Below are 24409 nucleotides of genomic sequence, written 5' to 3'. Positions count from 1 at the left end.
GGCGCGGGCGCGGACTTCAGGAGAGAACTTATTCGTCGTTCCGCTTGTCATAGACCCTACTTCTCACGCGTTGGGGTCGCCGGTAAATCCGGCGCGGTTCAGTCTTCGTCTTCAGCCAAGCTGACAACAGATCCGCGAATGGATCAAGTTTGCTCGGTCTCTCCGGGATCTTGAACTTCGGCTCTACGCCGTCCAGGCGCAGATACTTGCGGACCGTGTTCCGGGACAGGCCGGTCCTGCGGTAAATCTCCCGGATCGATAGATGCTCTCGAAAATGCCAGCGTCGGATTACGCTCAGTAACGCCATGTCGATCACTCCAGAGCCCCGCTGAAACCTCGCGAGGGATGATTGAAACATGGGTCAAATCTCAGTGATAATTTCCCGCAATCCCGGGTCAGCTCTCAGTGCAAATCAACAGCGACGGCGGACCTCTGCCCGTCACCCTCAATGCCAGAAACGGGGTAAATCGAGGTGCCCAAATCACCAGTCGGAGCAAGGGAATCAGAATTCCCCCAGCAACGAAATCCTCAAAACAATTCCGTATTCAATGAACGTGCTCTACCATATGACACCTCTTGAATTCAGCGTTCAAAAGCGAATAAACAAAGAATATTAGATTATTTGCCCCTGCCTAGAAACTACATGTTCTATCGGCACCAGTGATATCGTCTGACATTAACTCTCCGCCAGTTTCAGCAGATTTTTGCCGTAGGCTGTCTTTGAATACATGTTACCATACTTGACTAATCTCTCCTTGGAAATCCAGCCGTTGAGGAAGGCAATCTCCTCGATACAGGCAACGCTCGTTCCCTGGCGGTGCTGGATGGTTCGGACGAACTCGGATGCTTCCAGAAGGCTGTCATGCGTGCCGGTGTCAAGCCAAGCATAACCACGCGACATACGCTCCACATAAAGCGAACCGGTCTCCAGATAGAGACGGTTAAGATCCGTGATTTCGTATTCTCCACGGGCCGAAGGCTTCAAGTTGCGGGCATATTCAACGACTTTATTGTCATAGAAATAAAGGCCAGTCACCGCCATGCGCGACTTCGGTTGCACCGGCTTCTCATCCAGCGACAGGGCTCGACCTTCGGCGTCCAGTTCTACAACGCCGTATCGCTCGGGGTCATCGACTTCATATGCAAATACGGTAGCCCCCTCGGCGCGGGCCTTGGCGCTGCCCAGCAATTTTCGCATGCCTGCGCCAAAGAAGATGTTGTCCCCAAGGACGAGGGCGACATTGTCTCCGCCGATAAAATCGGCCCCGAGTGTGAAGGCCTGGGCAAGGCCGTCCGGACTTGGCTGTGTTACATATGAAATGCTAAGCCCCCAATCGGAGCCATCACGGAACAAGCGCCTGTAACTGTCGATGTATTCGGGCGAGGAAATGATAAGAATGTCCCGAATGTTCGCCAGCATCAAAACCGACAACGGGTAATATATCATCGGCTTGTCATAAACCGGGATGAGTTGTTTGTTCACCGCCAAGGTTGCCGGATGCAAGCGCGTACCGGAACCGCCGGCGAGGATGATACCCTTCATCTTGTTTCCTCTGATTTTCTTGGGGTTGCAAGCTCAAGCTCACGCAGAGTGTCCGAAAGCGCTTCACGCCACGGCCGAGGTTTGATCGCATAATCGCGCTCAAGCTTTGTTGTCGCCAGAACCGAATTGGCCGGTCGCTTCGCCGGCGTCGGATAATCGGCGGTAGTAATGGCCTCCACGTCCGGCACAGCGTTCCCGGATGTTTGATGCTGACGGAAAATCTCACGGGCAAAACCACACCACGTCACCGGCCCGTCATTCGCAAAATGATAGGTTCCCGTCGGAGCCTGCTGGTCAGAGACCAACGACAGGACCATCCTCGCTAGCGTGGTCGCAATATCGCGCGCAGCGGTCGGGCGCCCATTCTGATCGTCAACAACCCTTAGAAGAGACCGATCCGCGCCAAGACGCAGCATGGTCTTCACGAAATTGGCACCATGAGCCGAAAAGACCCATGACGTGCGCAAGATGACGTGGCGCGGGTTCAGACTGCGCACGGCAATCTCTCCCGCCGCCTTCGACGCACCATAGACACCGACCGGGCCGATCGGGTCGTCCTCGCAATAAGCGTCCGCTTTCGTTCCGTCGAAGACGTAATCTGTAGACACGCACAGCAGCGGAATGCCCAATTTCTGTGTTGCTGCAGCCATGGCCGTCGGCGCCAACGCGTTGACACTCCAAGCTGTAGCGGAATCTGTTTCCGCCTTGTCGACAGCCGTGTAAGCGGCGGGATTGATAACTGCGTCAAAACCGCCTTCGGCAATATAGGCCTCGATCAAGGCCGGCTTGCTCAGGTCCAGCTCCCGCCGGGACGCCGCCACGAGCTGCACACCCTCTGGCCAACTAAGCCGGCACAGTTCGGACCCGACCTGTCCTGTGACCCCTGTAACGAGAATGCGCATCTTGATTTCCTCAGATTTCCGTCAAAGTCAGCGGCGTTCCATCATACTCGAACGGGCTGTCGAAATCCGCAAGAAGCGGCTGCACCTCATCCTTCGGACTCAGCAAAGGCTGAACACCCTGCGACAAAGGCCAAGCAACCCCGACCGTAGGATCGTTCCAGCGAATACCGCCATCATGAGCGGGAGCATACTGTCCCGTGACCTTGTACGTAACCTCAGTTGAAGTCTCCAATGTCACGAAGCCATGCGCAAATCCTACCGGAATGAAAAGCTGATGGCCATTTTCGGCAGAAAGCTCGGCGCCAACCCACTGACCATACGTCGGTGATCCGCGACGAACATCGACGGCGACGTCGAATATTTTGCCGCGGATACAACGCACAAGCTTGGCCTGGGCGAACGGTGGCGTCTGGAAATGCAGCCCCCGCAAAGTGCCGGCAGGAACGGAAAGCGAATGGTTATCCTGAACAAAATCGTCCACAATGCCATATTCGGAGAACTTTTTCTTGCTGTATACCTCCGTAAACCAACCACGTTCATCGCCGAACCGCTTCGGCTTAATCAGCAAAACTTTCGAAGACATAGGACAACCTCGACTCAATCAAACATTTGGTTCCGACTGCAGACAACGAGCGTCATCGGGCATGTAGCACGGCGTCACAGCCCATCCCGTCACTTCACGTTGGCAGAGTTCAGCACGCCGAGCCGGTTACCATCGTACTTACGACGCAACGGCGCCCACCACCACTCGTTTTCAAGATACCATCTCACCGTCTTTTCTATACCGGTGTCGAAATTCTCAATCGCCTTCCAGCCGAGTTCCGTTTCGAGTTTGGTGGCGTCAATAGCATAACGAGCATCATGTCCGGGACGGTCCTGCACGTAGGTGACAAGCTTCCCATGCGGACTCCGATCCGGGTAAATGCCGTCAAGTATTGAGCAAATTCGCATCACCACATCGATATTACGGCGTTCGTTGCGGCCGCCGACATTATAGGTTTCGCCGACACGGCCGCGCTCCGCGATGATATCGAGCGCACGGGCATGATCTTCCACAAACAACCAGTCGCGGATATTGATACCATTGCCATAGACCGGCAGCGGCTTGCCCTCCAGCGCACTGAGAATCATCAACGGAATAAGCTTTTCCGGAAAGTGAAAAGGGCCGTAATTGTTCGAGCAGTTCGACACAACAACGGGCAAGCCATATGTGCGCTGCCAAGCTTTGGCCAAGTGGTCCGAAGCCGCTTTGGATGCGGAATACGGCGAGCTCGGGTCGTAAGGCGTCGTTTCTTCGAACAATCCGTCATCGCCTAACGAGCCATAGACCTCATCAGTCGAGACGTGCAGAAAACGAAAAGCGTCTTTCGCTTCAACATCAAGCCCCTGCCAGTACGCGCGGGCACTTTCCAATAGTGTAAAAGTGCCAAGAACATTAGTTTCAACGAAATCGCGCGCGCCCGTGATGGAACGGTCGACATGGCTTTCTGCAGCCAGATGCATCACACGATCCGGCTTGAAGCTCTCGAATGCCTCCGCCATGGCGCGGGCATCGCAAATATCAGCCTTAAGGAACCGATAGAGCGGATTTCCATCGACGGAGGTCAGCGACGTCAGCGTTCCCGCATATGTCAACTTATCAACATTGAGAACGTCGTAGCCTTTCTGAAGCACCAGATGACGCACAACGGCTGACCCAATAAAACCAGCACCGCCAGTTACAAACACGCGCATGAGACTTTGTTTCCCGCTTTTATGAAACACGGAGTTAGGCCACATATGAAAAAATGACCATACCTTCGTCAAGCTCGACCCGAAAAGAACGCGCTCAAGCGCCGTTTTTAGCCTCAATCAACAGTCATCGCAATGTCTGACTAAAAAGACAATCTAACCAGCCCGTAAATCATTCCAAAAATAAGAAAAGGCGAAAAGCAAAAGCATATACAAAACACAATAAAAATAATATATGCAAAATATAAATATTATTTATCTTATTTTTATACTTACAACAGAAATAAATACATATATACATTAATAATTATGAATATAATTATATATTAAAAATACATTTTACTAAATAGTAAAAATAAAAACGCCCCTAATCGCATCGTACGTCCTTTGACTTGAAAATCGCCTCGACGTATGACCATCCAGATAAAAGCTACATTTCGCGAAAAGAGCGAGGGACCGGCTCAAAAGCCACCGCACGAGAGCCGAGTTGATGTATTGCGAAAAGCAAGGGCGACAAACCAATGCTGGAATGTAACACACTGCGCACATTGATCGCCTGTGGCCTGCCCTGTCCTCGTTTGCGTCCCGGAGCCAGTGGATTGCCCCGATCCCCGGTAAAGCGGATCGTGGTTTTCGGTCGACACCCAAATCCCACCTCTGATTACTATTTCGCGGCCCGGCTGGCAGCTCCCGGTATGCCCAGTCACCAGTTCGCCGACATTCGCGACGACGATTTCAGCAGTATCGACCCTGACGGAGCCTTCGTGATCGTGTGCCGTTATGCCTCACGCGCAATACTTGACTGGATCGATCAGCAAAAGAGCCGAATTGCCGGCGTCGGACTGTTCCTCGATGACGACATACCGTCTGTCTTTGTTAGCAACGGCGCAGATATGGCCTACAGGTACTTTGTGCTCAGGCGCGCTCTTCTTCCACTCCGCAGATTGAACCGCCACCTTGATATCGTCTGGGCCTCGACACCGAATCTGGCCAAACGCCTGAAACACGCAAAGGCCGTCGTGCTTCCCCCCGCACCGCCAACGAGCCTATGGGAGACACCCCACCCGCTCGCCCGTAACAAAAGCAACGAGATCACGATTGCATACCATGCGACCGCATTGCACGTGGAAGAGCACACATTCTTGTACCCCATCATTCACGCTGTCCTCGCCGCGCGTCAGAACACACGTTTTGAGGTATTCGCAGGGGGGAAAACAGCCGCCATTTGGGCTGATACCGACCGTGTAACGGTTCGCAAACCTATTCCTTGGAGTACATATCTGGCGGAGGCATCAAGCCGAAAAATAGACATCATGCTCGTGCCACTCGCCCGTTCTACGGTCAACGATTGCCGGGCTCCGACCAAGCGCATCGATGTAGCCAGAATGGGTGCTGCGGGCATATTTTCCATCTCTCACGCTTATGGAGAGCCGGGAAGTGATGGAGAAATCCTCCTTCCCTACGACGCCATCGCCTGGCAAAATGCAATTATTTCGATGATTGACGATGAGGAGAAGCGGCAGGTGGCTGCCGCCGCGACGCGCCAGCGCGTCGCGGCCATGAGTCGGGCCGCAAAGGCTGGCCTAGCCCTGTCTGCGCCAAGTACTCTGACATGATCCCCTTCAACCCGCCCGCGAAGCGGTTTATGACTGCTGGGTTCAAGAATGCAGGTTCTATCCATGTCGAAAACCACGCGCGCCACGCAGGCGCTTGAGAAGGCCGGTGTCTCGTTCGAGACCGTTTCCTATGTCTATGATCCGGAAGCGCCGCGCGTTGGTCTTCAGGCGGCGGAGGCGATTGGTGAGGAGCCTTGCCGCGTTCTGAAGACGCTGATGGCGACGGTGGATGGCAAGCCGGTTTGTGCCGTCATTCCTTCCGACCGGGAAGTGAGCATGAAGAAGCTGGCCTCGGCCTTTGGCGGCAAGTCCGCCGAGATGATGAAGCCGGCGGATGCAGAGCGGTTGACCGGCTATCATGTCGGCGGCATCAGCCCCTTTGGCCAGAAGAAGCTGGTGCCGACAGCCATTGAGGAAGCCGCGCTGTCCGAAGCCCATGTGTTCATGAACGGCGGCCAGCGCGGCCTGCAGGTTCGGCTTGATCCCAAGGCCGCGCTTGCTGCGCTCAAGGCCAAAGCCGCACCGCTGATTGCCTGATTTTGCGGATGGACACCGGGCGCCAGAGCGCTAAGTTCAGCACTTCATTTCGAGAGACACTGCCCAGGACTTCCCCATGACATTCGACAAAAGCCCCCTCATCGACCCGAAGAAGCTGGAAAAGCTTGCCATGACCGCCGTGAAGGTGGGTTTGCGGCTTGAGAAGGGGCAGGACCTCGTCATCACCGCCCCCATAGGCGCGCTGCCGCTGGTGCGCCTCATCACCCGCGAAGCCTACAAGGCAGGCGCCGGCCTCGTGACCACCTTCTATTCCGATGAAGACGCCATTCTCGCCCGCTATGAATATGCTCGTGATGAAAGCTTCGATCGCGCCAGCGGCTGGCTCTACGAGGGTATGGCGAAGGCGTATGAAGGCAATGCGGCGCGGCTTGCCATTTCCGGTGACAACCCGATGATGCTCGCCGGACAGGATCCGGCGAAGGTGGCGCGCGCCAACCGGGCCAATTCGATGGCCTACAAGCCGGCACTGGAAAAGATCTCGAACTTCGAGATCAACTGGAACATCGTCTCCTATCCGAACCCTGCCTGGGCCCGGCAGGTATTTCCCGGTCTCTCCGAGGATGAAGCCGTTACCCGGCTGGCCGAGGCGATCTTTGCCGCTTCCCGCGTTGATCGCGACGATCCTGTTTCCGCCTGGGCCGAACACAATGCCCGCCTCAAGACGAAATCGTCGTGGCTGAATGGCGAACGTTTTACCGCCCTCCATTTCACCGGTCCCGGCACCGATCTCAGGGTTGGGCTCGCCGATGAACACGAGTGGCATGGCGGGGCCTCTAAGGCCAAGAACGGTATCACCTGCAATCCGAATATCCCGACCGAGGAAGTGTTCACCACGCCGCATGCGCTGCGCGTCGAAGGCACGGTGTCCTCCACCAAGCCGCTTTCGCACCAGGGCACGCTGATCGATGACATTCAGGTGCGCTTCGAAGGCGGGCGCATTGTCGAGGCCAAGGCTTCGAAGGGCGAGGAAGTACTGAACAAGGTGCTGGACACCGATGAGGGCGCGCGACGCCTGGGCGAAGTGGCGCTCGTGCCGCATTCCTCGCCGATCTCGCAGAGCGGCATCCTGTTCTACAACACGCTGTTCGATGAAAACGCCTCGTGCCACATCGCCCTTGGCCAGTGCTATTCCAAGTGCTTCCTGAATGGCGCCTCGCTCTCGCAGGATGAGATCACCGCCAAGGGCGGTAATTCCAGCCTCATCCATATCGACTGGATGATCGGTTCCGACAAGGTGGACATCGATGGCATCAAGCCGGATGGAACCCGCGTGCCGGTGTTCCGCAAGGGCGAATGGGCGTAAAACTGCAAAGGGCGCCGTGACGGCGCCCTTTTTCGAGCGAGGCTCAGAGGTTGGTCATGGCCAGCGAAGCTTCGGAATAGCGCTTTCCCTGCACCTTTTGCGGGTTCAGCATCTCACCGAGCGCCGAGACTTCCGGCGGGCTGAGGCGGATCGATGCGGCGGCGGTGTTCTGTTCAAGATGCGCCACCTTGCGCGCGCCGGGTATGGGAACGATGAAATCGCCCTGATGCAGCACCCAGGCGATGGCAAGCTGTGCGGCGGTCACACCTTTTTCCGCAGCCATGGCCTCCAGCATCGCAATGAGCGCGGCATTGGCCTCGAAAGCCTCCGGCTGGAAGCGGGGCAGCGTGCTGCGGAAATCATCAGCCGCCAGATCGCCTGCCGCACGAATGCCGCCGGCCAACATACCTCGGCCAAGCGGGCTGTAAGGCACGAAGCCGATGCCAAGTGCACGGCAGGTCTCGAAAACACCGTTCTCTTCGGGATCGCGGCTCCATAGCGAATATTCGCTCTGCACGGCGGCAATCGGGTGAATGGCGTGGGCGCGGCGGATTGTGGCCGCACCCGCCTCTGAAAGTCCGATGGCCCTGACCTTGCCTTCGCGCACCAGATCTGCCATGGCGCCCACCGTTTCCTCGATCGGCACGGCGGGATCGACGCGATGCTGGTAGTAGAGGTCGATGACGTCAGTGCCCAGCCGCTTCAGCGACGCCTCCGCCACCGCCTTGACGTGCTCCGGGCGACTGTCGAGACCGACGATGTTTTGTCCATGCGGCAAGCTTTCATCGATCTTGAAACCGAATTTCGTAGCGATCACGATGCGATCGCGCACCGGCTTCAGCACGCGGCCCAGCAGAACTTCGTTGGTAAACGGGCCATACATTTCAGCGGTGTCGAAGAAGGTCACGCCAAGATCGACCGCCCTTTCGAGCGTGGCGACCGATTGTGCTTCGTCGCTCGATCCATAGGCATAGGTCATGCCCATGCAGCCGAGGCCGAGGGCAGAAACGGTGAGTTCAGTTCCAAGTTTGCGGTGTTCCATCGCGGCATCCTTCCGGCGAGGTTGAGGGTGACCGCAAGATAGTTCCAACCAACACCGACGATAATCCGTGCAAATCAGAACGGATTGATCTATCAGTTAGATCAATGGATCGTATTCAACTCTCTCGCCTCGCTGTTCTGGCTGCCGTTGCGGATCACCGCAGCTTTCGTGCAGCGGCCCGCGAGCTTGGCATCGCGCCGTCGGCGGTGAGCCATGCCGTAACCGCATTGGAGCAGAGCCTTGGCGTGCGACTGCTGGCGCGCACGACCCGCAGCGTTGCGCCCACGCAGGAGGGGTTACGCTTGCTCGAAAGGCTTCGCCCGGCCTTTAACGGCATCGATGCGGCGCTGGAGGCGCTCGCCGATGCGCGCGAAAGGCCGGCCGGCCGTCTCCGGGTGACATTGCCCCGCCTTGCGGCGGATCACATCATCGTACCCCGCGTGGGCGAGTTCCTGACCCGTTATCCGGATATTGAACTCGAACTCGTCAATGACGACCGCTTTGTTGACATCGTTGAGGCGGGCTTCGATGCGGGTTTGCGCCTTGGCGAGCACCTGCTGGCCGATATGGTCGCGGTCAAGGCGATGCCGATGCTGTGGGGCGCGGTCGTCGGAACGCCCGATTATTTCGCCCGACATGGCCGGCCGCAGCATCCGCAGGATCTGGTTCATCACCGCTGCATTCGCCGGCGCTTCAACAGCGGCGTGATCTATCGCTGGGAATTCGAAAAGGACGGTCGGGCGTTGACCGTTTCCGTCAATGGGCCGCTGATCCTGGACGATGACAGACTGGCTCTGATCGCCGCGTTGAACGGTGCCGGGCTGGCCTATCTGTTCGGCGCGCGCCTTGACCGCACCCTGGAGGACGGGCGTCTCGAGCGCGTGCTCGCAGACTGGTGCCCGCCCTTCGAGGGCTTTTCCATCTACTATCCCACGCGCCATCAGGTGCGTCCGGCGCTGCGCGCCTTCGTGGATTTTTTCCGTTACCGCGAAACCGGTCCCCTTACAGGCTGATCCGGTAACGAATGTGGCCGTCCCACTCCACATACTGGTCGTACAGCTTGCGGGCCCGGGCGTTTTCGGTGTCCGTGTGCCAGTAGAGACGCTTCCAGCCGTTGGCCTCGCAGAGCGCGACGAGATCGTCCATCATCGCCTTGCCAACGCCCTTGCCGCGCAGGCTGGCATCGAGGAACAGATCTTCCAGATAGCAATCGAGCGATGTCACCCAGGTCGCTTCATGGGTGAGGCAGAGCGCGAAGCCCTCTACCCGACCATCGACCTCGGCTACGCGCATGAACAGCGAGGAGGACGGATCGAAAACCCGACGCCAGACCGAGTCCGTCACATCCTGCCCCAGACTGACCTCGTAATACGTCGTGTAACCGGCCCAAAGCTCCCGCCAACGGGCCTCGTCCGCGGGAGCCGCATCGCGAATGATAACGCTCATCAGGCACCCGCCTTGTCGAGCAGGGCGAGGGCTTCAGCGGAAAGCGACAGCGTTGCGGCCGCAACGAGGCTCTGAAGCTGGGAAAGGCTTGTGGCGCTGGCAATCGGCGCGGTCACGCCGCGCTTGCGCAGCAGCCAGGCGATGGCAATCGTTGCAGGCTTTGCGCCGGTCGCGGCGGCAACCTCCTCAAGAGCGCCGAGAATGCGCACGCCGCGTTCGTCGAAATAGGCCGCCACGCGGTTTTCACGCGCCTTGCCGGCAGCGTCTTCCTTGCTCTTGTACTTGCCGGTCAGGAACCCGGCGGCAAGGCTGAAATAGGTGATGACGCCGATGTCTTCCTTGACGCAGAGATCCGCCAGCGGACCTTCGAAAGCATTGCGCGTCACGAGATTGTATTCGGGCTGGATCACGTCATAGCGCGGCAAGCCGGCTGCGGCGGCTGCATCCAGCGAGGCCTGAAGCTGAACGGCATCGAGATTGGAGCAGCCGATGGCGCGGATCTTGCCCGCTTCCTTCAGCTTGACAAAGGCGCCAAGCGTTTCCTCGTAAGGCGTGTTCGGGTCCGGCCAGTGGGAGAGGTAGAGATCGATGTAATCGGTGCCGAGGCGGGAGAGCGAATCTTCGACGGCCTTGACGATCCATTGAGCCGAGAGATCAATGTGACCCTGCCCCATATCGGAGCCGACCTTGGTGACGATGATCGCCTTGTCGCGGGCCACGCTGCCGCGCTTCAGCCAGCGACCGATAATCGTCTCGCTTTCGCCGCCGACATGACCGGGCACCCAGCGTGAGTAAACGTCAGCGGTGTCGATCGTGTTCAGGCCAGCGTCGAAAAAGGCGTCGAGCAGGTCGAATGAGGTCTTCTCATCCGCCGTCCAGCCAAAGACATTGCCGCCGAAGACAACCGGTGCAATCGAAAGGCCTGTGCGGCCAAGCGGGCGCAACTCCATGATACTTCCTCCGGAATGATTGATGAGTATGGTTGCGAATGGTTCGCACCATATTGGAAGAAGCCACTCGCTTTCGCAAGTCCGCTTGGCGATTGTTCACCGGCGGGCGAAGACGAGGCGGGAATAGCCGAAGAAACTGAGGCCCATGGCGGCCAGCGAGGCCAGAGTGAGCGCAACGAGCGGCTGAAGCAGCGGGATCGCCAGAAGCAACGACACATACAGCCCGTAATTGACAAGCGCCGTCACCAGCCCCACCGCGCCGTAACGGACGCCTTCGGACAAAAGGCGACGGTTCGAGCGCCCGAAGGTGAAGCTGCGATTGAAGACGAAGGTAAAACTCATCGCCGCCACGATGGCGATGCCGCGCGACAGGAAGGGACCGAGCGGTGTGAAATGCAGGAGCGCAGAGAGGACGAGCGCATCGACCAGAAAACCGCCGCCGCCGGCGATCAGGAAGAGCGCGATCCGTTTCATGCTGCGTCCCTTACCGAAGGCCGGGCATGGCTGGCGCGGGCGGCTTCGCGCGCCCGGCTTGCCTCGCTCTGGGCGATATAGGCGAGCCGCAGATGCTCATAGCGGGCATGCGCCAGCGAATCGAGGATCATGCCTGCGGTGAAGGCAAGGAAGGACAGACCAATCATCGCGACGGAAAGGATCCAGCTTGGCATGCGCGAAACCTGCCCGGTCTCGAAGAACTCGATGAGAACGGGCAGCGCGAAGCCGATGGCGGTGCAGAAGGCGGCCCAGCTCAATGCGCCGAAGAACGCTAAGGGCCGCGTTTCCTTCATCAGCATGGCGAACATCTTGAGGATCTTCCAACCGTCACCGAAGGTCGAGAGCTTCGAATGCGAGCCCTCCGGCCGACGTCCGTAATCCAGTTCGATCTCGACGACCGGCAGCTTCAGCCGCGAGGCGTGCACCGACATTTCCGTTTCGGTCTCAAAGCCACTGGATAGCGCCGGGAAGCTTTTCACGAAGCGGCGAGTATAGGCGCGATAGCCCGAGAAGATATCCGAAAAATCATTGCCGAACAGGCGGCGGTAAAGCGAGTTGAAGATGCGGTTGCCGAAGGCGTGGCCCTGACGTCCGGCATCGTCGTGGACGCCTCGGCGGGTGCCAACCGCCATGTCGGCGCCGTCCGCCAGCATGGCCGCAATCAGCGTATTGGCATCCGCCGGCGCATAGGTGCCGTCGCCATCGGCCATCACGTAGATATCGGCATCGACATCGGCGAACATGCGGCGCACGACATTGCCTTTGCCCTGCCGCTTCTCGCTGCGCACGATCGCGCCGGCCATCATCGCCGCCAGCGCCGTACCATCGGTAGAATTGTTGTCATAGACATAGATGCGCGCCTGCGGCAGGGCGGCCTGAAAGCCGCGCACCACATCCGCAATGGTCGTCGCTTCATTGTAGCAAGGCAAAAGCACCGCCACATCAAGATCGCCGTTCATCGGCGCGGTCAGGGGCTCGGTCATGATTTCCACCCAATATGTCAGAAAATCGTGTAGCGGGCTCATCCCGCTTTTCTCGCCTTTACTATTTCTTGAACAGGTTAAAGCTAGGTTGCGAACGACCTGAAAAGGATAGGCGACAACCAAAAATGAGGGCGCTGCGGACATGATGAACGCAATTCATCGGGCGGAGCGCCCGGGGCGAGCCGATCCGCGCCAGGATGACGAGCAGCGTCCCTGGTGGAACCGGCTTTCCGTGATGACTCTGGTCTTCAGCATCGGCGCCATCGCCACCATCCTGTTTCTGAACATGCCGGGCACCGCGGACTATGTCGGCGCCGATAATGACGACGCCATGCGTCTTGTCGAGGTGCGCGATCTTCTGGCCGGACAGGGCTGGTTCGACATGATGCAGTATCGTCTCGGTCTCGATGGCGGCACGCTCATGCACTGGTCGCGTCTGATCGACGCGCCGATCGCCGGCCTCATTCTTTTCTTCGGCCTCTTCTTCGACAGGCTGACAGCAGAAGCCGTGGCGCTTGCCGTTTGGCCCATCGCCTTCATTCCGCCCCTGATCTTCTGCCTCGGCCTCGGCGCGCGGCGATTGGGTGGTGCGGGGGCCATGAACATCGCCATGGCCTTCGGCGTGATTTTCCTCGTCACCTCCAACCGCTTCCTGCCCGGCTCCATCGACCATCACAACGTCCAGCTCGCGCTTGCCGCCGGTCTCGCCGCCGTGCTTCTCGACCGCCGCTACGGTGCGGTGAACTACGCGGTCGGCGGATTGCTGACGGCGCTCGCCATCGCCATCGGCGCGGAAACCACACCGCTGATCGCCGTAGTCTGCCTTGTCGTCGCCGGCCTTTGGGTGGCGCGCGGCCCGGCGTTCAGGAAGGCCGCCAGCGCTTTCGGCCTGTCGCTGGCGCTTTCCATCTCCGTCCTTTTCTTCGCAACCGTCCCGATGGCGCGCTATGCCGTCGTCACCTGCGACAACCTCTCCTTCGGCTTTTACGGCCTGTCGGCGCTCGGCGGCGCCCTTATGTTCGTCTCCGCCCATTTCGCCAGCGGCTGGACGTTCTTGCGCCGACTTGCCGTGCTGGCCACAAGCGGCATCCTGATCGGCATCACGGCCGTCGTGATTGCCCCGCAATGCCTCGGCAATCCACTGGCCGAGCTCGACCCTCTGCTTGTCACGCTCTGGCTGAGCAAGGTTACGGAAGCGCAGTCCTTCCTGGCGACCGTTCATTCCGGAGCGGCTGCCGCCGGTGGTTTCTATGCGGTCGGCTTTTTTGCCATCGCCGTATCCCTGTCACGCATTTTCCTCGACGACCGTCGGGAAGGCCATGTCGTCGTGCTGGCGCTGCTACTGGTTTCCTGGGGCGTGGCACTCGTTCAGGTGCGCGGCGCCATCTTCGCCAATCTGCTCGCCATCCTGCCGCTGTCACTGCTCGTCTCGGAACTGCGCCAGAAGGCGAATGCCGCCCCGGAGAACATCGTTGCCGGCTTCATCTTCTTCGCGGCAACGCTTGCCTCCGTACCCGCCGTCTGGGTGTTCGGCGGCGCTCTGCCGGTCGAAGGCATCAGCGGCATTGCGAACCGCTTCCGCACGCCTATCCTCGCAACACCGAATCCCGCCGATGCAAGCTGCAACGGCGAGGCCGCCCTGGCTGGCTTATCCGCGCTGCCGCCAGCGGTTGTTGCCGCCCCCTCCAATCTCGGGGCTTCCATCCTGCGGTTCTCCGGCCATCGCGTGCTGACGGCACCGTATCACCGCAATCAGGCCGGCATGCTGACCGAGCTTCACATCGGCCTTGCCACACCGCGCGAGGCGGAAGCTTTCCTGCGTGGCGCGCATGTCTCGATCCTGGCCTTTTGCTCCAATGATCCGCAGACCGAGGAGATTGCGGCACTCAAGCCGGACGGGCTCTATGCCCAGCTCACGGTCGGTCAATTACCGTCCTATTTGCAGCCCTTGCCGAATGTCGAGGGATCGGGCCTGAAGCTTTACCGCGTTCGCCCCTGAAGATCAGGCGACACGCCTGAAAACGACAAAGCGCTGCACCGGACCGGTGCAGCGCTTTTCGGGTTCGCAACTGTTTTGATGATCAGGCCCGTTCCCCGACCGGAGCGGCGGCGGCGTAATGCGCCACGAGAAAAGCGACGAGGCCGAAATTATAACCGCAGATTGCCACGAGAAGGGCCAGAAACGACGCGCCCGCGCCAAGAATGACCGCGGCGGCGAAAGTGGAGACAATGGCGAGGCAGGCGACAATGACCGACAGAACAGAACGTGTCAGTCCGGCTGCAAGGCCTATTCCGAACGTTGCAACGAATATCATGAGGAAGATCCCTGTTTTCCTTCTTATTGAGGACAACATACGGTTCAGCCGTTAAAAAAACGGCCCTCAGCAAGGGTTAATGTCCGGTTGCAACGTTCGGAAACGGGACGGCCCGCAGGCGATCAATAGAGAGCGACGAGGCCGGTCGCCGCCGTGCCGGTGGCCAGCACATGGCTGACGCGCAGCGGCAGAAGACTGCCGGAAGGCACATCCGGCAGCGTCAGTGTTTCGCCGGAAAGCATCCGGACGGCCAGATGGCCGCCGCCTCCCACATAAAGCGCCCGGCAGACGGTGGAAAGGGCGGCGACATCGCTGGGTGTGACGGCGAAGCCGCCGGTCGCGGGGGCCGTCAGCGATGGATGCGTGTTGAGAAAGGGATCGCTCATGCAGTGCTCCTTCTGGGTTGCAGGAGCGAGTATGCCAACCTGGCACGCGGGGCGGATGGCGGGCCCGGCAAGACCTTGAAATGATGCAGCCACAGCCTTCAAACATGCCCGAGCCGACACAGGTTACGGTGGGAATTTACCGTTTACCCCGCAAAGGCCGGTCCCAATTTCGTTCCCTCATGCGATAGTCGCGCCATGAGCAGCTTTTTCGATGATTCGCCGACCAACCTCACGGAATTCTCCGTTTCGGAGCTTTCCGGCTCGATCAAGCGTACCATCGAAACCTCCTTCGACCATGTGCGCGTGCGCGGCGAAATCTCCGGCTATCGTGGCCCGCACTCCTCCGGCCATGCCTATTTCGCGCTGAAGGACGACAAGGCCCGCATCGACGCGGTGATCTGGAAGGGCACCTTTTCGCGCCTGAAGGTTCGGCCGGAAGAGGGCATGGAAGTGATTGCCACCGGCAAGGTCACGACCTTTCCCGGCTCCTCGAAATACCAGATCGTCATCGAAAGCCTCGAGCCTGCCGGTGTCGGCGCACTGATGGCATTGCTGGAAGAGCGCCGGCGCAAGCTGGCTGCGGAAGGCCTGTTCGATCAGGAGCGCAAGCAGCGCCTGCCTTTCCTGCCCATGGTGATCGGCGTCGTCACCTCACCCACCGGCGCGGTCATCCGCGACATTCTCCACCGTATTTCCGATCGCTTCCCCGTTCATGTCGTCGTATGGCCGGTCAAGGTGCAGGGCGAAGGGTCGGGCGATGAGGTGGCCCGCGCCATCGAGGGCTTCAACGCGCTGCCGGCCAGCGGTTCCATCGCGCGGCCCGATGTGCTGATCGTTGCGCGTGGCGGCGGCAGTCTGGAAGATCTCTGGAGTTTCAACGACGAGGCCGTGGTGCGCGCCGCCGCCGCCAGCACGATCCCTCTTATTTCCGCCGTCGGCCACGAAACCGACTGGACGCTCATCGACCACGCCGCCGACATGCGCGCACCGACGCCGACCGGGGCCGCCGAAATTGCCGTGCCGGTGAAGGCCGAACTCGAGGCCCAGCTTGCGAGCCTCGGCGCCCGCCTGAGCGGCGCCATCTCCCGGCAGATGCAGAACCGCGAACAGGGCCTGCGCGGCCTCGTGCGCGCCCTTCCTTCGCTGGACCAGCTTCTGGCTCTGCCGCGCCGGCGTTTCGATGAGGCTGTAGCCGGTCTTGGTCGCGGGCTGGAGCGCACGGCGCTGACCAAGCGCCGCAGCTTCGAGCAGGTTTCGAACCGTCTGCGTCCGGAGATTCTGAGCACCCGCATCACGCAGCAACGGCAATCTCTGGCCGAACGTCTCGCCCGTATCGAACGGATCGTGGAGCGCAACCTTCTGGCGGCGCGCGGCCGGGTCGGTGCTGCCGATGCCGTTTTCCGAGCCTTCCCTGTTCGTCTCAAGGGTCAGACCGGTCGGGAGCGGGAAAAGGTGGCAGCGCTTTTTGCGCGCGCCGATACCGCCCTGTCCACCGCGCTTGCCCACCGCAGGCTTGCAGTTTCGGCTCAGGACCGTGTGCTGCAATCGCTGTCCTATACGAATGTGTTGAAGCGCGGCTATGCGGTGATCCGCGACGAAAACGACCGCCTGCTGACGCGAGCGAACGCGGTTTCGTCCGGCAGCGCCATAGCCATCGAATTTGCCGACGGGCGGGTTTCCGCCATTGCCGGAGAGGGAGCGGAACCGCCGCCCTCGCCGCCATCCCCCAGGAAACGCCCCACCAGACCGGAAAAGGGCCGTACCGATCAAGGCAGCCTGTTCTGAGGTCATCGCATGCACGTTCTTCTCGTTCTCGCCCATCCCCTGCCCGACAGCTTTGCCGCCGCAATGGCGGCAACTGCCAAGACGGCGCTGGAAGAGAACGGGCACAGCGTAGACCTGATGGATCTTTATCGCGAGGGATTTGATCCTCGACTGACCGAGAGCGAAAGGCGCGGCTATTTCGACATGCCTTTCGACAGTGCCGAAGCCAAAAAGGAAATCGAGCGGCTACAGGCCGCCGAGGCACTGGTTCTCGTCTTTCCGCAATGGTGGTTCAATTTTCCGGCGGTGCTCAAGGGCTTCTTCGACCGCGCCTTTGCGCCGGGCGTCGCCTTCCTGCACGATCTGGACGGTGGACGAATCCGCCCTGGCCTGACGCGCCTTCGCCATGTCCGGGTGTTCACCACCACAGGCTCGCCCTGGTGGGTCGTGAGGCTTTACATGGGTGACCCCGTTCGACGCCTTCTGAAGCGCGGCATCGTGACGGCCTGCACCACGGGCGCGGATTTCCGCATGCTTGCCCTGCACGATATGGATCGCCGCAAGCCGCACCATCTGCACGCGCACCTTCAACGTGTGAGGCGCTGGGTCTCGGCGTTGAAATGACGCCGGCGTCGGGCGCACTCAACTCTCGAAGCGAGCCAGGAATGTTGCCAGCAAGGCATTGAGCTGCTGTTTTTCCGCCGCTGAAAGGCATTCCGTCAACCGATGCTGGTTGGCGACATGGGCGCTGACGGCCGCCTCTACCAATGCGTGGCCCTGCTGCGTCAACGCAATCAGCGTGCTTCGCCCGTCATCCGGGTTTGCTTGACGCTTGATCAGCCCCGTCTTTTCCAGTTGATCAATCCGGTTGGTCATCGTGCCGGATGTGACCATGGCCGTCGCCATGAGCGCGCTGGGCGACAGTGCATAAGGCGCACCACTGCGTCTGAGTGTGGCCAGCACGTCAAAGCTCGCGGCGTTGAGACCGTAGTCCGCCAATGTCTTCTCGACCGCGCGCGTGAGGTGGCTGTACAACCGCGCCAGCCGGCCGAGCAGGCCCATTGGTCCGACATCGAGGTCCGGCCGCTCGCGATGCCATTGGGAGAGAATTTCATCAACCTGATCCATGCGACGATTATGGCAGCAATTATCTTGACGTCAAGATATTACCCATTTATCTCGACATCAAGATAAATGGAGACGCACCATGTCACGCCCTCTCGACATTACCCTGACAGCCCTCGCTCCGGCCATCTGGGGCACGACATACATCGTCACCAGTGAAATGCTGCCACCGGGCATGCCCTTGACCGTAGCGGCGCTGCGGGCTTTGCCAGCCGGGCTTCTGTTGTTGCTCATAACCCGCAAACTGCCTTGGGGTGCATGGTGGTGGAAAAGCGTGGTGCTCGGCGCCCTGAACTTTACCTTGTTCTGGGCCATGCTGTTCGTTTCCGCTTATCGGTTGCCGGGCGGTGTCGCCGCCACCGTGGGCGCCGTTCAGCCATTAATCGTGATTGCGCTGGCACGACTGGTGCTGGCGACGCCAATGCGCGCGGCCGCTCTTTTCGCAGGCTTTGCGGGTATGGCCGGCGTCGCGCTTCTGGTATTGACGCCACAGGCGCGCCTTGATCCCATCGGCATCGCCGCGGGTCTAGCGGGTGCGGCATCCATGGCCTGCGGCACGGTGATGAGCCGCCGTTGGCAGCCACCTGTGCCGCCCTTGACCTTCACCGCCTGGCAGTTGACCGCCGGTGGCGTCTTGCTGCTACCGCTGGCGCTGGCGTTCGATCCACCGCTTCCGCCGCTGACAATGAACGCCGTCGCCGGATTTGTCTGGCTGGGACTGGTGGGTGGCGCCCTGACCTATCTTCTCTGGTTCCGGGGCCTGGCACGGCTTGGGCCCGCGGCGATTTCGGGGCTGGGCTTTCTGAGCCCGCTCGTTGCCGTTCTGCTCGGCTGGCTGTTATTGGGACAAGGGCTGAGCCTTGTTCAAAGCATCGGTGCCGTTGTCGTGGTGGCAAGCGTTTGGCTCGGCCAAAGGGCCAATATACCGACCAAGACAAGCAAGTGAACCGCACCACGCCTGAAGAATGCCAACAAAAAAGGGGCCGTTGAGCCCCTTTTTCCATAGTCCTTGCGAAGCGTCAGGCGCGCAGCGTGCCGCCGGTGGCCTTGGCAACGCTGGCGACAACCTTGCCGGTCAACACCTCGAAATCCTCATCCGTCAGCGTGCGGTCGGACGGCTGGATCGTCACCTCGATGGCGATGGACTTCTTGTCCTCGCCGAGGCTTGCCCCCTCGAAAACGTCGAACACATTGACGCCGGTGATGAGCTTGCGGTCGGCACCCTGCGCGGCGCGCAGCACCGCACCGGCTTCCACCGACTTCTCCACCACGAAGGCAAAGTCGCGCTTCACCGCCTGGAAGGGCGAGAGATCGAGCGGCGGCTTGGTGCGGGTCGCCTTCTTTTTCGGCTCCGGCATGGCGTCCACGAAGACCTCGAAACCGCAATAGACACCGGCGATATCAAGCGCGGCGAGCGTTTTCGGATGGAACTCGCCGAAATAGCCGAGCACCACCTTCGGACCCATCTTGATCGTGCCCGAACGGCCCGGATGATACCATTCCGGCGCCCCGGTCTCGAACTGCACATTGCTCATGGGCAAGCCGCAGGCTTCCAGAACAGCGAGCGCATCGGCCTTGGCGTCATAAACGTCCACCGGCTTGCCGCCGCCCTTCGATGCGTTCGACCACATGCGGCCGGCACCGGCAATCGAGGCCGTGCCGCGACGCACGCCGCCGGCAACCCGGCGCTGGCCTTCCGGCTTGTCGCTCTCATAGGTGCCGGATACCTCGAAGATCGCCACATCGCCATAGCCCTTGTCGGCATTGCGCTGTGCAGCCGACAAAAGGCCGGGCAGCAGCGAGGGGCGCATATCCGACATATCGGCGGCGATCGGGTTGGCAAGCTTGAGCGCCGCGCTTCCGCCGCCGAAGAGCTTCGCCTGATCTTCGGAAATGAAGGACCAGGTGACGGCTTCCAGCATGCCGCGCGCGGCGAGCGCACGCCTGGCGGTGCGGGTGCGGATCTGAAGCGTCGTCAGGATGCGGGCATTGACCGTGCCGATGGCTTCCAGCGGCGCGGGCTTGATCTTGTCGACGCCGTGCACGCGCATGACCTCTTCCACCAGATCGGCCTTGCCATCCACATCCGGACGCCAGGAGGGGACGGACACCGTGAGACGTTCGCCGGAACCTGCGACGCCGAAGCCCAGACCTTTCAGGATTTCAGCGCTTTCGGCACTGGAAATCTCAAGGCCCGTCAAACGCTTGACTTCCGAGACCGGGAAATCGATCGTCTTGGCCTCAAAGCCGCGATAGCCGACCAGCGTCGCCTTGGATGCGGTGCCGCCGCAGAGTTCGAGCACCAGTTCGGTCGTGCGCTCCAGACCGGGCATCATGTATTCCGGGTCAACACCGCGTTCGAAGCGATAGCGCGCATCCGTGATGATGCCGAGCGCGCGGCCGGTGCGGGCAATGTTGATCGGATCCCACAGCGCGGATTCGATGAGAACGTCGGTCGTGTTCTCATCGCAACCGGAATGCTCGCCGCCCATGACACCGCCGATGGATTCGACGCCGTTGTCATCGGAAATCACCACATTGGCCGGGCCGAGCCTGTACTCGCGCTGGTCGAGCGCAAGGATCGTCTCGCCTTCCGTCGCGCGGCGCACCACGAGATCGCCCTTGACCTTGTTCGCGTCGAAGACGTGCATCGGGCGACCCTGATCGAAGGTCATGTAGTTGGTAATATCGACCAGCGCGGAAATCGGGCGCAGGCCGATAGCGCGCAGGCGCTTCTGCATCCAGGCCGGCGACGGGCCGTTCTTCACGCCGCGCACGAGGCGAAGCGCAAAGCCGGGGCACAGGCGCTGGTCGTCCAGTTCGATCTTCACGGCGGTCGTCAGTTCGCCCTCAACCTTGAAGGACGGGATCGGCATCGTCTTCAGCGTACCGAGACCAGCCGCGGCCAAATCGCGGGCGATACCGTAGATCGAGGTGCAATCCGGGCGGTTCGGCGTGAGGTTGATCTCGATGACCGGATCGTCAATGCCAGCATAGGCGGCAAACGACGTGCCGACCGGCGCATCCTCGGGCAGGTCGATGATGCCGTTGTGATCGTCGGAAATGTCGAGTTCCTTTTCCGAGCACATCATGCCGTGGCTTTCAACACCGCGGATCTTTCCGACCGACAGCGTGACATCGATGCCCGGAACATAAGTGCCCGGACGCGCCAGCGCGCCGACGAGACCGGCGCGGGCATTCGGCGCGCCGCAGACGATCTGCACCGGCTTGCCGTCACCGGCATCGACGGTCAGCACCTTGAGGCGGTCGGCCTCCGGATGCTTTTCGGCGGCAAGGACCCTGGCGATAACGAAGGGCTTGTAAGCCGCCTTGTCATCGACATCCTCGACCTCAAGCCCGATGGCCGTCAGCCGTTCGCAGATCTGTTCAAGCGAGGCATCCGTTTCCAGATGTTCCTTCAGCCAGGAGAGCGTGAATTTCATGATCTATCTCCTCAGGCGCTCATCAAGCACTCAGGCCGCCAAACAGGGTCGGCATGTCGAGCGGGCGGAAGCCGTAGTGGTTCATCCAGCGCACGTCGGCGTTGAAGAAGTCGCGCAGGTCGGGCATTCCGTATTTCAGCATGGCAATGCGGTCGAGGCCCATACCCCAGGCAAAGCCCTGGAATTCGTCGGGATCGAGGCCACCGGCCTTGAGCACGTTCGGGTGAACCATGCCGCAGCCGAGGATTTCCATCCAGTCATTGCCTTCGCCGAACTTCACCTGACCGCCGGAGCGGTCGCACTGGATATCGACCTCGAAGGACGGCTCCGTGAAGGGGAAGAAGGACGGACGGAAGCGCATGGTGACGGACGGCACTTCGAAGAAGGCCTTGCAGAATTCTTCAAGCACCCAGCGCAGGTTGCCGACATGGGCCTTGCGGTCGATCACCAGACCTTCGACCTGATGGAACATCGGCGAGTGGGTAGCGTCGCTGTCCTGGCGATAGGTCTTGCCGGGAATGACGATGCGGATCGGCGGCTTCTGCGCTTCCATGGTGCGCACCTGCACCGGCGAGGTGTGGGTGCGCAGAACCTTGCGCTCACCCTTCTCGTCCGGATTGAAGAAGAAGGTGTCGTGCATTTCGCGGGCCGGGTGACCCTCCGGGAAATTCAGCGCCGTGAAGTTGTAATAGTCGGTCTCGATATCCGGACCTTCGGCGATGGAGAAGCCCATGTCGGCGAAGATGGCGGTGATCTCGTCGACGATCTGGCTGATCGGATGGATACGGCCGCGCTCGGCGGGCGAGGAGCGCACGGGCAGCGACACATCCAGCGTTTCGGCCTTCAGGCGCGCGGCAATGGCGGCGTCCTTCAACTCGGCCTTGCGGGCGGCGATCGCGTCTGTGACTTCGGCCTTCAGGGCGTTGATGGCGGCGCCACGGGTCTGGCGCTCTTCCGGCGTCATCGCGCCCAGCGTCTTCAGGAGTTCCGAAACCGAGCCCTTCTTGCCGAGTGCGGCGACGCGCACGGCCTCGATGGCGGCTTCGTCTCCGGCACCCGCGACTGCCGCCAGAAGCTCATTCTGCAAATTGGTGAGTTCAGTCATTTAATCCTGCCTTGCCGACCGGTACGCTGTCTTGCCCGATGGCCTTTTGAAGATAACCGGTAGCCACGATGAAACGTCGCAGATCACTACCCATACGCACGCGGCCAATCAACCGGGCAAAGGGCAAAAATCGCGCGGCGAAGCGTATCAGCGACCGAAGTTCCGCCTTTGCCCCGGCGGGTGCTTCCGCCGTCCAGGCTTGATAGGCGCGTTCAAGCGTCGCCTCGCCCTCAATGGAGCGGGTGGCGAGCTGGAAAAACAGCACCCAGAGGTCACGCGCCTGCGCCATGGCCCGTGGCATGACCGCCTCCGGCTCCTCCTCGAAATCGATGAAGCCGATACGGCCATCGATCACCGTCATGTCACGCGGATGCGGGCGGCCATGGCAGAGTCCTGCCGCGTGCAATCGCCCGAGTTCGGCGGCGCAGGCCACGAGAAGCGCCTCATGCACCGCTGGTTGCTCGTCCCTCAGCGCCCGAAGCTTGTTCTCCACGGAAGGGCTGGTATCGGACAGGATGAGCGCCGTCGGCGAACTGTAGAGCACGACGGGCACGGAAAAGCCCTTCGCCGCGAAACGGGCAATGCGGGCCTCTTCCTGACGGATCATGCCGGCCGGCGTGCGGCGCGGGGCCAGCCGGAAGGCGGCGGGCAAAAAGCGGGTGAGCGGCGCATAGAGCCGCTGCCAGAAAATGGCGCCTTCCGTGCCGTAGCGCTTGATCCAGACGGTGCGACGCGAAAGCTCGACGCGCTGCACCCGCCGGCTGGCGTCGGCAAGGCCAGCCACCAGCAGCGCGATGTCGGCGTCGCTCACATCGGGAATGGATGAAAGTTGTCCTGTTTCCAAAACGCCGCCTCCCCGCGACATGCCCAGCGCACAAACGAAAGAACCCGCGCCTTTCGGACGCGGGTTCTTCAATGAAGCGTCTGAAAAGCGCGGTTTACTTGACCGCAGCTTCAAACTCGTTGGCCGAACCGGCTTCCTTGAGGTACTCAAGGCCCTTCTTGGCAGCATCGACCAGAGCCTTGAAGGCTTCCGGCTGATGAATGGCGAGGTCGGAGAGGACCTTGCGGTCGACTTCGATGCCAGCCTTGTTCAGACCATCGATGAAGCGGCCATAGGTCAGGCCGAATTCGCGGACGGCAGCGTTGATACGCTGAACCCACAGGGCGCGGAAGTTGCGCTTCTTGACCTTACGGTCGCGGGTTGCATACTGACGCGAACGGTCAACCGCAGCCTTGGCGGCGCGGATCGTATTCTTGCGGCGGCCGTAAAAGCCTTCAGCAGCCTTCAGAACCTTCTTGTGCTTGGCGCGGGAAGTAACGCCACGTTTTACGCGAGCCATATCATGATCTCCTTATTGCTCGTTGGGCGACGGGTCTTAGAGACCGTTCGGCAGGTAGTTCTTGACGACCTTCTTGGCATCAGCCTCGGCCAGAACCATCGTGCCGCGAGCATCGCGGATGAACTTGTTGGTACGCTTGATCATGCCGTGGCGCTTGCCGGCAGCGGCTGCCAGCACCTTGCCGGTGGCCGTGATCTTGAACCGCTTCTTGGCGGCAGACTTCGTCTTCATCTTGGGCATTTTGCTACTCCGTTCTTGTGTGGGCTGAACCGGTGACGAAACCGGATCTGCCGAGCATTGAAAACGGCCACGGCATGCCCTGCCGGGCCGTTCGAACGGGCGGCTTATAAACGCGAAGT

Annotated in this window: 25 protein-coding genes and 1 pseudogene; 8 read left to right on the top strand and 18 right to left on the bottom strand. The window is 60.5% G+C overall.

The genetic code is table 11. The features are described from left to right. Nucleotides 1–76: 76 nt before the first annotated feature. The 5 genes and pseudogenes from GGQ66_RS16115 to rfbB all read right to left on the bottom strand — a co-directional run. Nucleotides 77–307: pseudogene (locus tag GGQ66_RS16115) on the bottom strand (IS21 family transposase); the annotation flags it as partial. 369 nt (nucleotides 308–676) lie between these two features. Further along, nucleotides 677–1543 (bottom strand): glucose-1-phosphate thymidylyltransferase RfbA, encoded by an 867-nt coding sequence (rfbA, locus tag GGQ66_RS16110; protein ID WP_183793759.1) that lies wholly within the window; start codon nucleotides 1541–1543, stop codon nucleotides 677–679. Continuing rightward, entirely contained in the window at nucleotides 1540–2445 is a 906-nt protein-coding gene (gene rfbD, locus GGQ66_RS16105; RefSeq protein ID WP_183793758.1) for a dTDP-4-dehydrorhamnose reductase, read from the bottom strand. Before rfbD ends, rfbA begins: the two co-directional genes overlap by 4 nt. 10 nt (nucleotides 2446–2455) lie before the next feature. Then, a complete protein-coding gene (gene rfbC / locus GGQ66_RS16100) occupies nucleotides 2456–3028 on the bottom strand; it encodes a dTDP-4-dehydrorhamnose 3,5-epimerase (RefSeq protein ID WP_183793757.1) in 573 nt (190 codons plus the stop codon). An 89-nt stretch (nucleotides 3029–3117) separates the two neighbouring features. Then, nucleotides 3118–4179: a dTDP-glucose 4,6-dehydratase gene (rfbB, locus tag GGQ66_RS16095; RefSeq protein WP_183793756.1), complete on the bottom strand. Its 1062-nt coding sequence runs from the start codon at nucleotides 4177–4179 to the stop codon at nucleotides 3118–3120. A 692-nt stretch (nucleotides 4180–4871) separates the two neighbouring features. On the opposite strand from rfbB, the gene GGQ66_RS16090 reads away from it, so the two are divergent. From GGQ66_RS16090 to GGQ66_RS16080, 3 genes are all read left to right on the top strand, one after another. After that, complete coding sequence (locus GGQ66_RS16090; protein WP_183793755.1) at nucleotides 4872–5792, top strand: glycosyltransferase family protein; 921 nt, start codon at nucleotides 4872–4874, stop codon at nucleotides 5790–5792. A gap of 63 nt (nucleotides 5793–5855) precedes the next feature. After that, the gene (gene ybaK / locus GGQ66_RS16085; RefSeq protein ID WP_183793754.1) at nucleotides 5856–6329 is read left to right on the top strand and encodes a Cys-tRNA(Pro) deacylase; all 474 of its coding nucleotides are present in this window, start codon (nucleotides 5856–5858) and stop codon (nucleotides 6327–6329) included. Between the two features lie 76 nt (nucleotides 6330–6405). Next, nucleotides 6406–7653 (top strand): aminopeptidase, encoded by a 1248-nt coding sequence (locus tag GGQ66_RS16080; RefSeq protein ID WP_183793753.1) that lies wholly within the window; start codon nucleotides 6406–6408, stop codon nucleotides 7651–7653. A gap of 43 nt (nucleotides 7654–7696) precedes the next feature. Here GGQ66_RS16080 and GGQ66_RS16075 read toward each other — a convergent pair whose 3' ends face one another. Beyond that, complete coding sequence (locus GGQ66_RS16075) at nucleotides 7697–8695, bottom strand: aldo/keto reductase (RefSeq protein WP_183793752.1); 999 nt, start codon at nucleotides 8693–8695, stop codon at nucleotides 7697–7699. Nucleotides 8696–8799: 104 nt separating this feature from the next. On the opposite strand from GGQ66_RS16075, the gene GGQ66_RS16070 reads away from it, so the two are divergent. Beyond that, nucleotides 8800–9708: a LysR family transcriptional regulator gene (locus GGQ66_RS16070; protein ID WP_183793751.1), complete on the top strand. Its 909-nt coding sequence runs from the start codon at nucleotides 8800–8802 to the stop codon at nucleotides 9706–9708. Here the strand turns inward: GGQ66_RS16070 and GGQ66_RS16065 are convergent. The 4 genes from GGQ66_RS16065 to GGQ66_RS16050 form a co-directional block, all read right to left on the bottom strand. Continuing rightward, nucleotides 9698–10141 (bottom strand): GNAT family N-acetyltransferase, encoded by a 444-nt coding sequence (locus GGQ66_RS16065; protein ID WP_183793750.1) that lies wholly within the window; start codon nucleotides 10139–10141, stop codon nucleotides 9698–9700. The genes GGQ66_RS16070 and GGQ66_RS16065 overlap by 11 nt on opposite strands. After that, on the bottom strand, nucleotides 10141–11091 hold the full coding sequence (locus tag GGQ66_RS16060; RefSeq protein ID WP_183793749.1) for an aldo/keto reductase: 951 nt from the start codon (nucleotides 11089–11091) through the stop codon (nucleotides 10141–10143). The genes GGQ66_RS16065 and GGQ66_RS16060 overlap by 1 nt, the downstream gene beginning before the upstream one ends. Nucleotides 11092–11187: 96 nt before the next feature. Further along, nucleotides 11188–11565 carry a GtrA family protein gene (locus GGQ66_RS16055; RefSeq protein WP_183793748.1) on the bottom strand — a complete coding sequence of 126 codons (378 nt, stop codon included), beginning with the start codon at nucleotides 11563–11565 and terminating at the stop codon, nucleotides 11188–11190. Beyond that, entirely contained in the window at nucleotides 11562–12569 is a 1008-nt protein-coding gene (locus GGQ66_RS16050) for a glycosyltransferase (RefSeq protein ID WP_237358950.1), read from the bottom strand. Before GGQ66_RS16050 ends, GGQ66_RS16055 begins: the two co-directional genes overlap by 4 nt. 145 nt (nucleotides 12570–12714) lie before the next feature. On the opposite strand from GGQ66_RS16050, the gene GGQ66_RS16045 reads away from it, so the two are divergent. Next, the gene (locus tag GGQ66_RS16045; RefSeq protein WP_370686365.1) at nucleotides 12715–14568 is read left to right on the top strand and encodes a hypothetical protein; all 1854 of its coding nucleotides are present in this window, start codon (nucleotides 12715–12717) and stop codon (nucleotides 14566–14568) included. 82 nt (nucleotides 14569–14650) lie between these two features. On the opposite strand, the gene GGQ66_RS16040 is transcribed toward GGQ66_RS16045, so the two are convergent. Together GGQ66_RS16040 and GGQ66_RS16035 are read right to left on the bottom strand one after the other, a co-directional pair. Beyond that, nucleotides 14651–14884, bottom strand: coding sequence for a hypothetical protein (locus GGQ66_RS16040; RefSeq protein WP_183793746.1), 234 nt, complete (start codon nucleotides 14882–14884; stop codon nucleotides 14651–14653). Nucleotides 14885–15006: 122 nt separating this feature from the next. Beyond that, nucleotides 15007–15270: a spike base protein, RCAP_Rcc01079 family gene (locus GGQ66_RS16035; RefSeq protein WP_183793745.1), complete on the bottom strand. Its 264-nt coding sequence runs from the start codon at nucleotides 15268–15270 to the stop codon at nucleotides 15007–15009. 195 nt (nucleotides 15271–15465) lie between these two features. Here GGQ66_RS16035 and xseA point away from each other — a divergent pair, with 195 nt between their 5' ends. Together xseA and GGQ66_RS16025 are read left to right on the top strand one after the other, a co-directional pair. Next, nucleotides 15466–17055, top strand: a complete 1590-nt coding sequence (gene xseA / locus GGQ66_RS16030; protein ID WP_183793744.1) for an exodeoxyribonuclease VII large subunit — start codon at nucleotides 15466–15468, stop codon at nucleotides 17053–17055. Nucleotides 17056–17064: 9 nt separating this feature from the next. After that, the gene (locus GGQ66_RS16025) at nucleotides 17065–17658 is read left to right on the top strand and encodes an NAD(P)H-dependent oxidoreductase (protein ID WP_183793743.1); all 594 of its coding nucleotides are present in this window, start codon (nucleotides 17065–17067) and stop codon (nucleotides 17656–17658) included. An 18-nt stretch (nucleotides 17659–17676) separates the two neighbouring features. Here the strand turns inward: GGQ66_RS16025 and GGQ66_RS16020 are convergent, their stop codons facing one another. Continuing rightward, nucleotides 17677–18162, bottom strand: coding sequence for a MarR family winged helix-turn-helix transcriptional regulator (locus tag GGQ66_RS16020; RefSeq protein ID WP_183793742.1), 486 nt, complete (start codon nucleotides 18160–18162; stop codon nucleotides 17677–17679). A gap of 79 nt (nucleotides 18163–18241) precedes the next feature. Between GGQ66_RS16020 and GGQ66_RS16015 the strand changes: the two genes are divergently transcribed. Further along, the gene (locus GGQ66_RS16015; RefSeq protein WP_183793741.1) at nucleotides 18242–19105 is read left to right on the top strand and encodes an EamA family transporter; all 864 of its coding nucleotides are present in this window, start codon (nucleotides 18242–18244) and stop codon (nucleotides 19103–19105) included. Between the two features lie 73 nt (nucleotides 19106–19178). Here GGQ66_RS16015 and pheT read toward each other — a convergent pair whose 3' ends face one another. The 5 genes from pheT to rpmI form a co-directional block, all read right to left on the bottom strand. Then, nucleotides 19179–21602 (bottom strand): phenylalanine--tRNA ligase subunit beta, encoded by a 2424-nt coding sequence (gene pheT, locus GGQ66_RS16010; RefSeq protein WP_183793740.1) that lies wholly within the window; start codon nucleotides 21600–21602, stop codon nucleotides 19179–19181. Between the two features lie 22 nt (nucleotides 21603–21624). Further along, entirely contained in the window at nucleotides 21625–22707 is a 1083-nt protein-coding gene (gene pheS, locus GGQ66_RS16005) for a phenylalanine--tRNA ligase subunit alpha (RefSeq protein ID WP_183793739.1), read from the bottom strand. Beyond that, complete coding sequence (locus tag GGQ66_RS16000) at nucleotides 22700–23551, bottom strand: BUD32 family EKC/KEOPS complex subunit (protein WP_237358949.1); 852 nt, start codon at nucleotides 23549–23551, stop codon at nucleotides 22700–22702. The genes pheS and GGQ66_RS16000 overlap by 8 nt, the downstream gene beginning before the upstream one ends. A gap of 94 nt (nucleotides 23552–23645) precedes the next feature. Further along, nucleotides 23646–24050 (bottom strand): 50S ribosomal protein L20, encoded by a 405-nt coding sequence (rplT, locus tag GGQ66_RS15995; RefSeq protein WP_183793737.1) that lies wholly within the window; start codon nucleotides 24048–24050, stop codon nucleotides 23646–23648. Nucleotides 24051–24086: 36 nt separating this feature from the next. Continuing rightward, nucleotides 24087–24290, bottom strand: coding sequence for a 50S ribosomal protein L35 (rpmI, locus tag GGQ66_RS15990; protein ID WP_183793736.1), 204 nt, complete (start codon nucleotides 24288–24290; stop codon nucleotides 24087–24089). Nucleotides 24291–24409 lie beyond the last annotated feature (119 nt).

This window comes from Allorhizobium borbori (assembly GCF_014196535.1).
Classification (GTDB): domain Bacteria; phylum Pseudomonadota; class Alphaproteobacteria; order Rhizobiales; family Rhizobiaceae; genus Ectorhizobium; species Ectorhizobium borbori.
Note: the sequence above shows the minus strand (reverse complement) of the source record. Positions and strands in the feature narration are given on the sequence as shown.

Excerpts from the sequence above, each read along its gene's own strand:
- GGQ66_RS16040 (WP_183793746.1), bottom strand. The coding sequence starts at position 14,884 with ATGATATTCGTTGCAACGTTCGGAATAGGCCTTGCAGCCGGACTGACA.
- rfbD (WP_183793758.1), bottom strand. The coding sequence starts at position 2,445 with ATGCGCATTCTCGTTACAGGGGTCACAGGACAGGTCGGGTCCGAACTG.
- rpmI (WP_183793736.1), bottom strand. The coding sequence starts at position 24,290 with ATGCCCAAGATGAAGACGAAGTCTGCCGCCAAGAAGCGGTTCAAGATC.
- rfbC (WP_183793757.1), bottom strand. The coding sequence starts at position 3,028 with ATGTCTTCGAAAGTTTTGCTGATTAAGCCGAAGCGGTTCGGCGATGAA.
- GGQ66_RS16065 (WP_183793750.1), bottom strand. The coding sequence starts at position 10,141 with ATGAGCGTTATCATTCGCGATGCGGCTCCCGCGGACGAGGCCCGTTGG.
- ybaK (WP_183793754.1), top strand. The coding sequence starts at position 5,856 with ATGTCGAAAACCACGCGCGCCACGCAGGCGCTTGAGAAGGCCGGTGTC.
- pheS (WP_183793739.1), bottom strand. The coding sequence starts at position 22,707 with ATGACTGAACTCACCAATTTGCAGAATGAGCTTCTGGCGGCAGTCGCG.
- GGQ66_RS16035 (WP_183793745.1), bottom strand. The coding sequence starts at position 15,270 with ATGAGCGATCCCTTTCTCAACACGCATCCATCGCTGACGGCCCCCGCG.
- rfbB (WP_183793756.1), bottom strand. The coding sequence starts at position 4,179 with ATGCGCGTGTTTGTAACTGGCGGTGCTGGTTTTATTGGGTCAGCCGTT.
- xseA (WP_183793744.1), top strand. The coding sequence starts at position 15,466 with ATGAGCAGCTTTTTCGATGATTCGCCGACCAACCTCACGGAATTCTCC.
- rplT (WP_183793737.1), bottom strand. The coding sequence starts at position 24,050 with ATGGCTCGCGTAAAACGTGGCGTTACTTCCCGCGCCAAGCACAAGAAG.
- pheT (WP_183793740.1), bottom strand. The coding sequence starts at position 21,602 with ATGAAATTCACGCTCTCCTGGCTGAAGGAACATCTGGAAACGGATGCC.
- GGQ66_RS16055 (WP_183793748.1), bottom strand. The coding sequence starts at position 11,565 with ATGAAACGGATCGCGCTCTTCCTGATCGCCGGCGGCGGCGGTTTTCTG.
- GGQ66_RS16075 (WP_183793752.1), bottom strand. The coding sequence starts at position 8,695 with ATGGAACACCGCAAACTTGGAACTGAACTCACCGTTTCTGCCCTCGGC.
- GGQ66_RS16015 (WP_183793741.1), top strand. The coding sequence starts at position 18,242 with ATGTCACGCCCTCTCGACATTACCCTGACAGCCCTCGCTCCGGCCATC.
- GGQ66_RS16025 (WP_183793743.1), top strand. The coding sequence starts at position 17,065 with ATGCACGTTCTTCTCGTTCTCGCCCATCCCCTGCCCGACAGCTTTGCC.
- GGQ66_RS16045 (WP_370686365.1), top strand. The coding sequence starts at position 12,715 with ATGAACGCAATTCATCGGGCGGAGCGCCCGGGGCGAGCCGATCCGCGC.
- GGQ66_RS16070 (WP_183793751.1), top strand. The coding sequence starts at position 8,800 with ATGGATCGTATTCAACTCTCTCGCCTCGCTGTTCTGGCTGCCGTTGCG.
- GGQ66_RS16060 (WP_183793749.1), bottom strand. The coding sequence starts at position 11,091 with ATGGAGTTGCGCCCGCTTGGCCGCACAGGCCTTTCGATTGCACCGGTT.
- rfbA (WP_183793759.1), bottom strand. The coding sequence starts at position 1,543 with ATGAAGGGTATCATCCTCGCCGGCGGTTCCGGTACGCGCTTGCATCCG.
- GGQ66_RS16090 (WP_183793755.1), top strand. The coding sequence starts at position 4,872 with ATGCCCAGTCACCAGTTCGCCGACATTCGCGACGACGATTTCAGCAGT.
- GGQ66_RS16080 (WP_183793753.1), top strand. The coding sequence starts at position 6,406 with ATGACATTCGACAAAAGCCCCCTCATCGACCCGAAGAAGCTGGAAAAG.
- GGQ66_RS16050 (WP_237358950.1), bottom strand. The coding sequence starts at position 12,569 with ATGACCGAGCCCCTGACCGCGCCGATGAACGGCGATCTTGATGTGGCG.
- GGQ66_RS16020 (WP_183793742.1), bottom strand. The coding sequence starts at position 18,162 with ATGGATCAGGTTGATGAAATTCTCTCCCAATGGCATCGCGAGCGGCCG.